General features: G+C 68.2%; 10 protein-coding genes. 4 read left to right on the plus strand and 6 right to left on the minus strand.

Features of this window, described 5'->3' with window-relative positions:
• Nucleotides 1–7: 7 nt before the first annotated feature.
• Together ABIA65_RS28835 and ABIA65_RS28840 are read right to left on the minus strand one after the other, a co-directional pair.
• Nucleotides 8–1,378 carry a metallopeptidase TldD-related protein gene (locus ABIA65_RS28835; protein ID WP_354525703.1) on the minus strand — a complete coding sequence of 457 codons (1,371 nt, stop codon included), beginning with the start codon at nt 1,376–1,378 and terminating at the stop codon, nt 8–10.
• A complete protein-coding gene (locus ABIA65_RS28840) occupies nt 1,378–2,898 on the minus strand; it encodes a TldD/PmbA family protein (protein ID WP_354525704.1) in 1,521 nt (506 codons plus the stop codon). Before ABIA65_RS28840 ends, ABIA65_RS28835 begins: the two co-directional genes overlap by 1 nt.
• 46 nt (nt 2,899–2,944) lie before the next feature.
• Here ABIA65_RS28840 and ABIA65_RS28845 point away from each other — a divergent pair, with 46 nt between their 5' ends.
• The 3 genes from ABIA65_RS28845 to ABIA65_RS28855 are packed head-to-tail and all read left to right on the plus strand — an operon-like array spanning nt 2,945 to nt 6,034.
• Nucleotides 2,945–3,817, plus strand: coding sequence for a carbohydrate ABC transporter permease (locus ABIA65_RS28845; RefSeq protein WP_241404530.1), 873 nt, complete (start codon nt 2,945–2,947; stop codon nt 3,815–3,817).
• Nucleotides 3,804–4,667 carry a carbohydrate ABC transporter permease gene (locus ABIA65_RS28850; RefSeq protein WP_354525705.1) on the plus strand — a complete coding sequence of 288 codons (864 nt, stop codon included), beginning with the start codon at nt 3,804–3,806 and terminating at the stop codon, nt 4,665–4,667. Before ABIA65_RS28845 ends, ABIA65_RS28850 begins: the two co-directional genes overlap by 14 nt.
• 29 nt (nt 4,668–4,696) lie before the next feature.
• The gene (locus tag ABIA65_RS28855) at nt 4,697–6,034 is read left to right on the plus strand and encodes an ABC transporter substrate-binding protein (RefSeq protein ID WP_354525856.1); all 1,338 of its coding nucleotides are present in this window, start codon (nt 4,697–4,699) and stop codon (nt 6,032–6,034) included.
• Here the strand turns inward: ABIA65_RS28855 and ABIA65_RS28860 are convergent.
• Nucleotides 6,031–7,209 (minus strand): Cmx/CmrA family chloramphenicol efflux MFS transporter, encoded by a 1,179-nt coding sequence (locus ABIA65_RS28860; RefSeq protein ID WP_354525706.1) that lies wholly within the window; start codon nt 7,207–7,209, stop codon nt 6,031–6,033. The two genes, ABIA65_RS28855 and ABIA65_RS28860, sit on opposite strands and share 4 nt — an antisense overlap.
• 166 nt (nt 7,210–7,375) lie before the next feature.
• Nucleotides 7,376–8,269: a LysR family transcriptional regulator gene (locus ABIA65_RS28865; protein ID WP_354525707.1), complete on the minus strand. Its 894-nt coding sequence runs from the start codon at nt 8,267–8,269 to the stop codon at nt 7,376–7,378.
• Nucleotides 8,270–8,339: 70 nt separating this feature from the next.
• Between ABIA65_RS28865 and dapA the strand changes: the two genes are divergently transcribed.
• Entirely contained in the window at nt 8,340–9,227 is an 888-nt protein-coding gene (dapA, locus tag ABIA65_RS28870; protein WP_354525708.1) for a 4-hydroxy-tetrahydrodipicolinate synthase, read from the plus strand.
• On the opposite strand, the gene ABIA65_RS28875 is transcribed toward dapA, so the two are convergent.
• Together ABIA65_RS28875 and ABIA65_RS28880 are read right to left on the minus strand one after the other, a co-directional pair.
• Entirely contained in the window at nt 9,224–10,060 is an 837-nt protein-coding gene (locus ABIA65_RS28875) for a CbiQ family ECF transporter T component (protein ID WP_354525709.1), read from the minus strand. The two genes, dapA and ABIA65_RS28875, sit on opposite strands and share 4 nt — an antisense overlap.
• The gene (locus ABIA65_RS28880) at nt 10,057–12,105 is read right to left on the minus strand and encodes an ABC transporter ATP-binding protein (RefSeq protein ID WP_354525710.1); all 2,049 of its coding nucleotides are present in this window, start codon (nt 12,103–12,105) and stop codon (nt 10,057–10,059) included. Before ABIA65_RS28880 ends, ABIA65_RS28875 begins: the two co-directional genes overlap by 4 nt.
• Nucleotides 12,106–12,141 lie beyond the last annotated feature (36 nt).

Consider the following 12,141-nt stretch of genomic DNA (forward strand, 5'->3'; position numbering starts at 1 on the left):
AACGCGATTATTGCGCCTGGCTCACCGATGACATGTGAAAGTCGGGAATTCGCAGTGAGGGCATCGAGGCGCGGGTCGCCCAGTCGCCCCATTCGCGGGGCAGCGTGACCTCGCTTGCGCTCGCCTCGGTGGCGCGCCGCAACAGGTCCAGGGGGCTCTCGTTGAACCGGAAGTTGTTGACCGCGGCGGTCACCTCCCCGTCCTCAACCAGGTACACGCCGTCGCGGGTCAGCCCCGTCAGCAACAGCACCGTGGGATCCACGTCGCGGATGTACCACAGCGTCGTCAGCAGCAGCCCGCGCTCGGTGGCCGCCACCATGTCGGCGAGGCTCGTCGAACCGCCCGTCATCAGCAGGTTGTCGGCGGCGGTTGTGACGGGCACGCCGAACTCGGCGGCCGCCGCACGCGGGTAGGCCAGCGAGTTGACGGTGCCGTCGCGAATCCAGTCGACGCGCCCGAGGTCCATGCCGTTGTCGAACACCGACACCCGCTCCGAGGAACTCCTCGTCGCGACGAAGGGTGCGCACCGCAGGTCGGCCGCACCGGGATCGGAGTACAGGGTCAGCCCGAGGTCGGTGAGCCGCTCCCCCACCCGGGTGCGGCCGGCCGCCGACATCGCGGTGCGGCCCTCCTGGGCGCCGCGGCCATCCATGCTCCAGGTCAGGTAGATCATCATGTCGGCCACCGTCGACGGCGGCATCAGGGTCTCGTAGCGCCCGGCAGGCAACTCGACGGTCCGGTTGGCCCAGCCCAGCCGCATCGACAGGTCCTCGAGCATGGAATCGGTTGGCACATCGACGAAGTCGGCGGTGCTGACGCCCGACCACGCGCTCGCGCCGTTGCGCTTGGCGTTGATCTCCACCGTGCCGGTGGGCTGGGTGTAGCGCCGTCGCAGGCCGCCCGACGTCGCGACGAACGTCGTCTCCAGTTCGTGGCGGGCGAAGCCGTACAGCGTGTCGGCGCCGCGGAATCCGCGCGCCAGGCTCTGCGCCACATCGCCGAACACACCCGCTCCGGTTGTCGGCACCGGTGCGTGCCAGTCGGCGGGCGCGTCGGTTCCGGGCAGCGCCGGCGCGGCGTCTCTCGCCTCGGGCGCCGACCGCGCCGCCGCCGCCGAGGCCTGCACCAACCCGGCGACCGACTCGGGATCGACCTCACTGGAGGTGACCGCCCCGACGAACGCGCGCTCACCCCGGCGGACGATCGAGATGACCGTCGTGTCGCGGCCGAGCGACTCGCCGTTGGTGGTCATCGAGTTGCCTGCCCACCGCAGCGAGGCCGTCGACCGGTCGGTGACCAGCACGATGGTCTCGTCGGCGGTGCCCAGGCGCCTGGCCTCGGCAAGGGCCAGTTCCACGACCCGTGGTGCGTCAATCATCAGCTGCGCCCCGACTCTTCGCGTGTGTTGAGCACGTTGATGCCGCGGAACAGCGCCGACGGGCATCCGTGGCTGACCGCCGCGACCTGGCCGGGTTGGGCCTTGCCGCAGTTGAACGCGCCCCCGAGGCGCCAGGTGGACGGGCCGCCGACGGCCTCCATCGCCCCCCAGAAGTCGGTGGTGGTGGCCTGGTACGCGACGTCGCGGACCTGTCCGTCCAGGCGGCCGTCGCGAATGCGGTAGAAGCGCTGCCCGGTGAACTGGAAGTTGTAGCGCTGCATGTCGATCGACCACGACTTGTCGCCAACCACGTAGATGCCGTCATCGACGCGGGCGATCAGATCCTCGGTGCTGACATCCTCTGCGGCGGGCTGCAGCGACACGTTGGCCATCCGCTGGATCGGGACGTGATGGGGCGAGTCGGCATACGAGCACCCGTTCGAGCGGGCCTCGCCGAGCCGCGGCGCGAACACCCGGTCCAGTTGGTAGCCGACGAAGATGCCGTCGCGAACCAGGTCCCAGCTCTGCGCCTGCACGCCCTCGTCGTCGAAACCGATGCTGGCCAAACCGAACTCGACGGTGCGGTCGGCGGTCACGTTCATCAGCGGTGAGCCGTAGCGCATGCTGCCCAGGTTGTCCGGCGTCGCGAACGAGGTTCCCGCATAAGCGGCCTCATAGCCGATGGCGCGGTCGTACTCGGTGGCATGGCCGATGGACTCGTGGATGGTCAACCACAGGTTGGACGGATCGATCACCAGATCGGTGGGACCCGCGATCACACCGGGAGCCTTGGTCTTCTCGGCCAGCAGTGACGGCAGCTCGGCGAGCTCGGTCGTCCAGTCCCAGACCTCGTCACCCGCGACGGCCTCCCACCCGCGCGCCGTCGGCGGGGCCAGCGACCGCATGGTGTCGAACGTGCCGACCGCCGCGTCCACGGCGATGGCCTCCAGGGTCGGCTGCACCCGGACCCGCTGCTGAGTGATCGACGAGCCGAAGGTGTCGGCGTAGAAGGTCTGCTCCTTGGCCGCGTAGAGGCTTGCGGACACGTGGTCAACGCCGTCGGCCGCCAGCAGCCTGCCGGAGTACTCGTCGAGCACGGCGATCTTGTCGGCAGCGGCCACCTCGAACGGGTCGATGCGATAGTCCGACACCCAGGAGGCGTCGGCGTACACCGGTTCGGGCGCCAGCTCGATGCGCTCGGCGTTCAACGGCGCCAGGGTGGTGGCCACGGCGACAGCGCGCCGCGCGGTGTCTGCGGCCACCCGCGGGTCCAGTTCGGCATGCGACGCGAACCCCCAGGTGCCATCGACGATGACCCGCACCGCCAGCCCCAACTCACGCGTCAGAACGGACGTCTCCAGCTCGCCATCGCGGAGTTGGATGATCTCGGTGGTGATGCGGTGGATGCGCAGGTCCGCGTAGCTGGCACCGGCATTGACGGCCGCGGTCAGCGCGGCGTCAGCAAGCTCATGCCGGGGCAGCGCGAGGAAGTCGGCATCGACACGTCGGTGCGCTGTCACGCCTACACCGTAGTGGCACGTGCTCCGAAGAGGCTTTAATGACCCCGTGACGCGTCGGAGGGTGGGAGCGACTGTGCGGGGATACGCCCTGCTGGCGCCCAGCCTGTTCGGCATGGTCACGTTCCTGCTGCTGCCGATGCTCGTGGTGGTGTGGTTGAGCCTGCAGCGCTGGGATCTGCTGGGCCCCATCGAATATGTCGGACTGGCGAATTGGCGTGCGGTGCTCACCGACGCCACGTTCGCCAAGTCGCTCGGGGTGACGGTGCTGTTCATCGCCCTGGTGGTGCCGATACAGACAGCGCTGGGGCTTTTCGCGGCGGCCATGCTGGCGCGCGGGCTGCCGGGCAGCGGATTCTTCAGGACCCTGTACGTGCTGCCGTGGATCTGTTCCCCGTTGGCCATCGCGGTGCTGTGGCGCTGGATCCTGGCCCCCACGGACGGCGCCGTCAGCACCCTGCTGGATCGCCCGGTCGAGTGGCTGACGGATCCCACGCTGGCGCTGCCTGTCGTCTCGGCGGTGACGGTGTGGACCAACGTCGGCTACGTGACCCTGTTCTTCCTGGCCGGCATCCTGGCCATCCCCACAGAGGTGCAGAACGCGGCACGCACCGACGGCGCCGGCTCGTGGCAGCGCTTCCGGCACATCACGCTCCCGATGCTGCGCCCGACGCTGTTCTTCGTGTTGGTCACGGGGATCGTGAGCGCGGCCCAGGTTTTCGACACCGTCTATGCCCTGACCGGTGGCGGTCCGCAGGGCCGCACCGATCTGGTGGCGCACCGCATCTACGCCGAGGCGTTCGGTGCCGCATCGATCGGGCGGGCGTCGGTCATGGCGGTCGTGCTGTTCGTCTTGCTGGTCGGTGTGACCCTGCTCCAGCAGCGGTACTTCAGGAGACGGATCAGCTATGACCTCATCTAGGGTCGCCTCCGGCTCCGTGTCTAGGGGACCATCCGGCTCCGTGTCCAGGGGCGCCATCATCTATCCCCTACTGATCCTCGGCGCGCTCATCACCCTGGTCCCGTTCGGGTTGGGGTTGCTGACGTCGTTCACCTCCGCCGAGCAGTTCAACACCGGATCGCCGCTGTCCCTGCCGAATCCGCCCACGTTGAGCAACTACACCGGCCTGGCCGATGCCGGGTTCGGACGCGCCATCGTGGTGACGGCACTGATGACCGCGGTGATCCTGGTGGGTCAGCTGACGTTCTCGGTACTCGCCGCCTACGCGTTCGCACGGCTGGAGTTCCCCGGCCGCGACGCGCTGTTCTGGGTGTACGTCGCCACACTCATGGTGCCCGCCACCGTCACTGTGGTTCCGCTGTATCTGATGATGGCCGAGACGGGTCTGCGCAACACGTTCTGGGCGCTGGTGTTGCCGTTCATGTTCGGCTCGCCCTACGCGATCTTCCTGCTGCGCGAGTACTTCCGCACCATCCCGGCCGACCTGATCCGCGCCGCCCGCGTCGACGGCGCCAACACCGTCGACGTCATCGTGCACGTGGTGCTTCCGGCCAGTAAACCCATCCTCGTCACCCTCGGGCTGATCACCGTGGTGTCGCAGTGGAACAGCTTCATGTGGCCGTTGGTCATCACCAGTGGTGGGCGCTGGCAGGTCCTGACGGTGGCCACGGCCGGTCTGCAGTCGCGGTACGACGCCCAGTGGACGCTGGTGATGGCGGCGACGACCGTGGCGATCGTGCCGTTGATCGTGGTGTTCGTCGCGCTCGGGCGCCACATCACCTCATCAATCGTGGTGACGGGACTGAAGTGAGTCTCCCCCGCGCCCGGAGGCGCGCGCAGCTGCGGCCCAGGTCGTCGACGTTGTTCGCGGGCTCGGTCGCGCTTCTCATCGCCGTGCTGCTGACGGTCGCCGTCCTGCTCGGCCGATCGACGGAACCCGATGACCGCGCCGTGGTGACGGTACGACTGTGGGACGAGCAGGTGGCCGCCGCCTACCGCGAGTCGTTTGACGAGTTCACCCGCACACATCCCGATATCGAGGTGCGGGTCAACGTCGTCCCCTACTCGTCGTACTTCGACACACTGCGCACCGATGTGGCCGGCGGCAGCGCCGACGACGTGTTCTGGTTGTCCAACGCCTATTTCGCCGGTTACGCCGACAACGGCAGGCTTCTCGACATCGGCGCGACACTGCCCGGCGCCGTCAGATCGTGGGACCCGGCGGTGGCCGCGCAGTTCACGCGCAACGACACGTTGTGGGGTGTACCGCAGCTGACCGATGCGGGTATCGCGGTGTACTACAACGCCGATCTGCTCGACGCGGCGGGAGTGAGCCGCGGCGAGATGGCGCGCCTGCGGTGGTCACCCGGCGGGCCGGAGGCAGGTGACACCCTGCGGGCGCTGTTGGCACGGCTGACCGTGGACGCGGACGGGAATCGCGCGGACACACCGGCGTTCAACGCCGACCGCATCCGGCAGTGGGGATACAACGCCGCCAACGACCTGCAGGGCATCTACCTCAACTACATCGGATCGGCGGGTGGGGTGTTCCAGGACGGCGACCGGTTCGCCTTCGACAATGACGCTGCGACACAGGCGTTCGAGTATCTGGTGCGCCTGATCAACGTCGATCACGTCGCTCCCCCGGCGTCGAACACCAACGGCAACGGCGACTTCTCCCGCAACCAGTTCCTGGCCGGGCGCATGGCGCTGTTCCAGTCCGGCACCTACAACCTGGCCGCGATCGCCGATCAGGCGCGATTCCGCTGGGGGGTGGCGATGCTGCCGACAGGGCCGGCCGGAAGGGTGAGCGTCACCAATGGCATTGCCGCGGCGGCCAACTCGGCGACCAGGCATCCCGACGCGGTGCGCGCGGTGCTGGCGTGGATGGGCAGCGTCAAGGGCAATCAGTACCTGGGATTACGGGGCGCCGCCATTCCGGCCGTCATCGCGGCGCAGGCGGTGTACTTCAGGTACTGGGCCGGCCGCGGTGTCGACGTGGCACCGTTCTTCCAGGTGCTCGACGGGCCGCGCATCCCCGCCCCCGGCGGAGCCGGCTTCGCCGCGGGATTCGCGGCGTTGGCGCCGTTCTTCGACGAGATGTTCCTCGGCCGCACCGACGTGGCACAGACCCTGACCGATGCGCAGGCCGCAGCCAACGCCGCGGCTAAGCGCTAAGCCCCGCGCCGCGAAGCCCCGGCACGAGGTCCGATCACCCGCAGCAGCGGCAGCGCGATGAGCAGTGCGACCGCGACCAGGATGGCGCTCACCCACACCGGACCCAGCGCACCGGCGTTCGCACCGAGCGTCGCCGCCGCGACGAGAGGGCCTCCGGCTGCACCGATGTTCAGCGCCGCGGTCGCGTAGGACCCGCCCATGGTCGGCGCGTCCACCGCCTCATAGAGCACTCTGGCAATCAACGTGCTGCCCACCGCGAACGCCAGGGCACCCTGCATGAACACCAGGAACAGCAGCGACACCGGCTGGGCAGCCAGGGCCGCCAGCGCGATCCACCCGAGCAGCAGGATGGGACCACCGACGCCGATCACGATGGCGGGACGCCGATCCGACAGCCGGCCCGCGACGGTGACACCCACGAACGAGCCGACACCGAAGAGGGCCAATGCCACCGGAACCCACAACGCCCCCAGGCCGGCGGTATCGGTCACGATCGGCGCCAGGAAGGTGAACGTGGCGAAGGTGGCCCCGTTGACCAATGCGCCAAGCACCATGACCAGGGCCAGCCTGGGACGCGCCAGCGCAGCGATCTCGGTGCGCAGTGAGACGGCCACTGGAGTGCACTGTGCGGCCCGGACCGGAATGCCCATCGCGATGCCGACGGCGGCGGGAACACACAGCAGCGCGATCGCCCAGAACGTCGCCCGCCAGTCGAACAGCGTGCCGAGCACCGCACCGCCGGGAACGCCGGCGATGGTGGCGATCGTGATACCCGAGAGCAACACCGCCAGCGCACGTCCTCGGCGATCGGCGGCGGCGACGGCGACCGCGGCACTCAGCGCCACGGCCAGGAAGCCCGCATTGGCCAGGGCAGCGATCACCCTGGTGACCAGCAGAACCGCGAAACTCGTTGTGAGGGCGCCGACGACATGCACGACGGCGAACACCGCCAGGAAGCCCAGCAGGCTGGTCCGGGGTGACCATCGCCGGGCCAGCGCCGCCATCGTCGGCGCGCCGATGATCATCCCGACCGCGAACGCGGAGGTCAGTAGCCCGGCGGCGCCGATCGACACGTCAAGGGATGCGGCGAGGTCTGGTGCCAGGCCGGCGAGCATGAACTCAGATGTGCCCATGGCGAATACCGCCACGGCAAGGAGGTACAGGGAAAGAGGCATTGCGGACTCCGAGGTGAGTGAGAACGAGAAGGAGACGTCTCGTCACCGCGGCCGGTGGCCCCGAAGCTGGGAAGCCGACTGGGAATTCAGCGATTCAGGGGGCTGACGGCGGCGTGACCGAAAGCCCCCACCTTGTCCGACTCAGGGCTCGACATGATCAGAGACACTACCCACGACCACCGGTCCTCACGCAACCGAGTTTCGCCGCCGCTTGTAGGGCAACTCGTCCGGCGGAGATCGCGGGATGGGTGCCGGTGCCACGACGGTAGGCCAAGTGGGTTCGCCGCCGGATGGATAGCGGGGTCAACACCACCGCGGCAGGAGGCGCGACGGCACCCAGGTCGGGGACGAGAGCGACACCCTGACCGGCTGCCACCAACGCGAGGACGGCACCGAAATCGTCGGCGTGATGACGGATGCGTGGAGTGAATCCCGCAGCCTCGCAGGCCCTGACGGTCAGCCTGTGGCAGAGCGTGCCAGGTGTGCCCGAGATCCACGGCGAATCACGGTGAGAGGTAAGGGGATCGGCGCCTAACCCAGCCAGGTGGACGACTTCTTCGCACAGCGGTTCGGTCTGCAGACCAGCATGGCGCAGGAGCGGTACATAGTCGTATTCCTGAACGAGAGCGATATCGAGGCTGTCCTCACGGAGTGCATCGGGAACTGACGCCGGATCGAGTTCGGTGACCATCAGATCCAAGCCCGGATAGTCACTACTCAGTGCGACGATCGCGGGCGTCAGAATGGTCGGGACCGCCGTGGGGAAGACGCCGATCCGCAGCGTTCCTGCGAGCGTCGTTGTCGACGATGCGAGTCCGGCGGCGGCCTCCTGCAGGAGCGCGAGGATGGACTCCGTGTGCTCGACGAGATCGCGAGCCGCCGGAGTGAGCCTCACTCGCCGCCCGGTCCGTTCCAACAGTGACACGCCGGTATCGCGTTCAAGTGCGGTGAGCTGTTGAGATACCGCTGATGGCGAGTATGCAAGTGCCTCAGCAACGGCCGCGATCGTCCCGCGATGGGCCAGCTCACGAAGAAGCCGAAGTTTGCGCACATCGAGCATAAGCTCAGCTTATGCTTGAATGAAGGAATGCGAACTGGACCTGCATAACGGATTGAGTGATCGTCGACATATGTCGCTCACTGGTCTCTTCGTTCCGCTCGTCACTCCGTTCACTGCCACGGACGAACTCGCTTGTCAGGCGTTGGAGACGCTCGCCCACGGCGTGCTCGATGACGGGGCGGACGGCATCGTCGCCTTGGGCACGACCGCCGAATCGGCGACGTTGACGTTCGAGGAGCGCCGCAGGGTTGTCGACATCTGCGCCGGTGTGTGCAGTGAACGCGACGCCCACCTGATCGTCGGCACCGGGTCGAACTCGACCGCGGGCTCGATCGACGCCCTCGCCGACATCGACCCCCGAGTGACTGCGGCTCTCACAGTTGTCCCCTACTACTCGCGCCCGTCCGAGGACGGCGTCGTCGAGCACTTCCGGCGACTCGCGTCAGCCAGTCCGGTGCCGTTGCTCATCTACAACGTCCCTCACCGCACCTGCAGGCCGTTGGGAGCCGACACCCTCGCACGGCTCGCCTTGCTACCCAACGTTGCAGGGTTCAAGCACGCCGTCGGGGGAATCGACGAGGCCACTGTAACTTTCATGAGCAACATGCCGACCGATGTCTCAGTCCTCGCCGGCGACGACCTCTACGCCGGGCTGTTGATGGCGCTCGGGGCGAGCGGGGCAATCCTTGCCAGCGCCAATGTGGCCACCCGCGCATACGCCGATTTGCTCACCGCGTGGCGGGGCGGCGCGCTCGACGACGCACGCGACCTCAACAACCGACTCATTCCGCTGGCCCGTGCGCTATTCGCCGAACCCAATCCCGCGGTGATCAAGGCCGTGCTGGCGGCTCATGGCCGGATTCCGTGCCCGCACGTCCGACTACCGCTGCTTGCGGCCAGCACGGTAGCCACCGCGATGGCCCTGGAGTGTTGCGATTCGCTGGACTCAGTCCACTAGACGCTGGTCGCCAGCGGTGTGAAGACCTCGACGTAAATCGACACTCCGCACATCACCGCCACGATCACGAGCGCCACGGCGTCGCGCCATTTCGGCCTCGACGGCTGCGCCGAGATCTGGCCCGCCCCACCACGTGCGGTGATCGCGTCGCCCATCTCGTCGGCGCGGCGCAATGCCACGGTGATGGCCGCGGCGAGCAGGTCGATGGTCTCGGCGGCCCAGCGCTGGCTGCGTGCACGCCCGCGGGTCGCCTCGTCACGCGGCCGGAGCCGACGGGCCGCGAACAAGATGCGGAACTCGTCGATGAGCATCGGGAAGGCGCGCAGGGCCAACGCCAACGCCACCGCCCAGTCGTCGACGGGAATCCTGAAAATCCGCAGCGGACGCCCGAGTTTGGCGACCGCCGGCGCGATCTCGGCGACGTTGGTCGTCCAGGACACCAGCGCTCCGAGGCCGAGCAGGACAATCGACAAGACGGTGATGCGCAGGAAGTTGAAGAGTCCGCCCAGCCCCACGGTCAACGTGCCCACCGTGACCTCTGGGCTTCCCCCCGCAAACGTTGCCGTCAGCCCGCCGAGAAAGACGATGAACCACAACCACATCGGAATCGACGGAAGCGCGCCGCGCGGCACCCGGGCGATCAGTGCGGTGGCCACGACCAGTAGGCCCACCAGAGCGATCGGGATCCATCCCGGATAGAACGTCATCAGCAGGCCCACCGCGGCGACGGCGAGAAGTTTCGTGCCAGCCCACAATTCGTGCACGGGCGAGCGGCCGGGCACCGGCCGCAGAAGCACGACGGGACGGCGTTGCCGCTTGGTCTCGGCGCTCACGACATGCCCCCTGTTGTGGTGGTGCTGGGCGACTGGGCGATCACGCCGTTGTCCAGGTGCAGTGTGCGTGGGCAGAGTTCCTCAAGGCCGGAGAAGTCGTGCGAGATGACCACCACGGTGAGTCCAGAGTTGCGACGCAGATCCTCCAGGACCGAGAGCAGACCGCGCTGGCTCGCGGCGTCCAGACCGGCCAGCGGTTCGTCGAGGATGAGCACGCGCGGCGACTTGGCCAGCAGCCCGGCCAGCACCACTCTGCGCATCTGGCCGCCACTGAGTTGATCGATGCGCCGCAGCCCGAGCGCGGGGTCCAGTCCGACACGCGTCATCGCCCGCACGACCTTCGAATGGTCGTGGTAGTCGAACCCAGCGCTGGAGGCGATCTCGAGATCGACCCGGCCACGCATCAACTGCAGGCGCGCGGCCTGGAAGGAGATGGCAACAGCGCCAACCTGATCCGCCACGGGAACGCCGTCGAGCAGGCAGCTGCCAGTGGTGGGTTCGAGCAGACCGGCCATGATCCACGCCAGTGTCGACTTGCCGGACCCGTTAAGGCCGTGGATCAGCAGACCGTCGCCCTCGTGCACCACGAAGTCGATGTCCCGCAATGCCGTCGACGCCCACGGTGTCCCGCTGCCGTACTCGTGGCTGACACCGCGCAGTTCGAGCAGCGGCCTGCCCGCGTGGTGGGTCGCGCTCGCGACGGGAGCGGGTGCGGTCGGCACCATCTCGACGTTGTCGGCGGTACCGCCGTTGCCGACGAGATTCACCGAGCGCTCGGCGGAGTCCGCCTCGTCGTTGTAGTGGGTGATGTGCACCAACGACATTTGATGCCGCTGTGTGAGACCTCCCAGCACCGATATCAAGGCCTCGCGGCCCTGTTGGTCGACCATGCTGGTGACCTCGTCGGCGATCAGCAGTCGGGGTTCACGGGCGAGTGCGCCCGCGACGGCGAGGCGCTGCAGCTCACCGCCGGACAGGCCGCCGGTGTCGCGTTCCGCCAGCCCGTCGAGCCCCACCTCGGCGAGCAGACGGTCGACATCGGGGTGCGTGCCGGCGGGCAGCCCCCAGACCACGTCGTCGGCCACGCGGGTGCCCAGCACCTGACTCTCCGGGTGCTGCATCACCACGGCAGTTCCGCCGACGTGACCGAGCCCAACCCCACCGGGCCGCTCGATAACCCCTGCCGTCGGTTCGCGTCCGGCGAGCAGCAGCATCAGCGTGGTCTTGCCCGACCCGTTGGCCCCGGTGATCGCGACGTGCTCGCCCGGTTCGATGCTCAGCGACACCGGCCCGAGGGCGTCGTGGTTGGCGCCGGGATAACGGAAATGCACGTCGCGCAGCCGCACCGGCACCGGTGATGCTGCCGGCGCGTCGTCGGCGGGAGCGTCGAGTTTATGGACATCGGGTACGCCGAACAGACGCGACAGCACGCGCGAGAGCGCCCACCACCCGATCAGGCTGACGCCCGTGATGCTGACGATGCCCGCGGCCAGGATCAACAACGGCCAGTAGTTCAGCATCGTGGCGAAGTCCTCGCGCAACCGCAGCGCGAAGGGCTCCATACCGGGGATCTGCTCCAGCACCCTTGAGGTGCCGGTGACATTGGCTGTCATGGCGTCGAAGACCAGGTTGCGCAGGCGTGAGAGGACCGTCAGGGCCGCCACCGCGGCGAGACCGAACACGGTGCCCGCGACCAACGCGGCGACGGTCACGGTCGGCGTGCCCCGCCCCCGGCGCTTCACCACACCCGTGAGCCCACCGATGTAGGCACAGTCCACGACCGTCATGAAGCCGCCCATACCGGCGATGAGGAAGGCGATCATGGCACCCGCGACGGTGGCAGCGACCAGAACCCGCAGCCGGTAGCGGTACGCGAGCAGGCCCATCGGGACGGTGCCGAGCAACGAGAGCCCCGCCGCGAACGGCACCACGACGGCGATGATCGCGGTCGCGGCGCACAGCGCGGCCATGACGGCGGCGTGCGCGAGTTCGGTGGGCTGCAGGGACCCAGCACGTCGAGTTTCGCGTGCGCCGGTCGGGACCATTTCTCGATTCTGCCAGCCGTAAGCCAAGAACAGTCA

This window comes from Mycolicibacterium sp. 624 (genome assembly GCF_040548615.1).
Lineage (GTDB): Bacteria > Actinomycetota > Actinomycetes > Mycobacteriales > Mycobacteriaceae > Mycobacterium.

Excerpts from the sequence above, each read along its gene's own strand:
- ABIA65_RS28835 (WP_354525703.1), bottom strand. The coding sequence starts at position 1,378 with ATGATTGACGCACCACGGGTCGTGGAACTGGCCCTTGCCGAGGCCAGG.
- ABIA65_RS28850 (WP_354525705.1), top strand. The coding sequence starts at position 3,804 with ATGACCTCATCTAGGGTCGCCTCCGGCTCCGTGTCTAGGGGACCATCC.
- ABIA65_RS28860 (WP_354525706.1), bottom strand. The coding sequence starts at position 7,209 with ATGCCTCTTTCCCTGTACCTCCTTGCCGTGGCGGTATTCGCCATGGGC.
- ABIA65_RS28865 (WP_354525707.1), bottom strand. The coding sequence starts at position 8,269 with ATGCTCGATGTGCGCAAACTTCGGCTTCTTCGTGAGCTGGCCCATCGC.
- dapA (WP_354525708.1), top strand. The coding sequence starts at position 8,340 with ATGTCGCTCACTGGTCTCTTCGTTCCGCTCGTCACTCCGTTCACTGCC.
- ABIA65_RS28880 (WP_354525710.1), bottom strand. The coding sequence starts at position 12,105 with ATGGTCCCGACCGGCGCACGCGAAACTCGACGTGCTGGGTCCCTGCAG.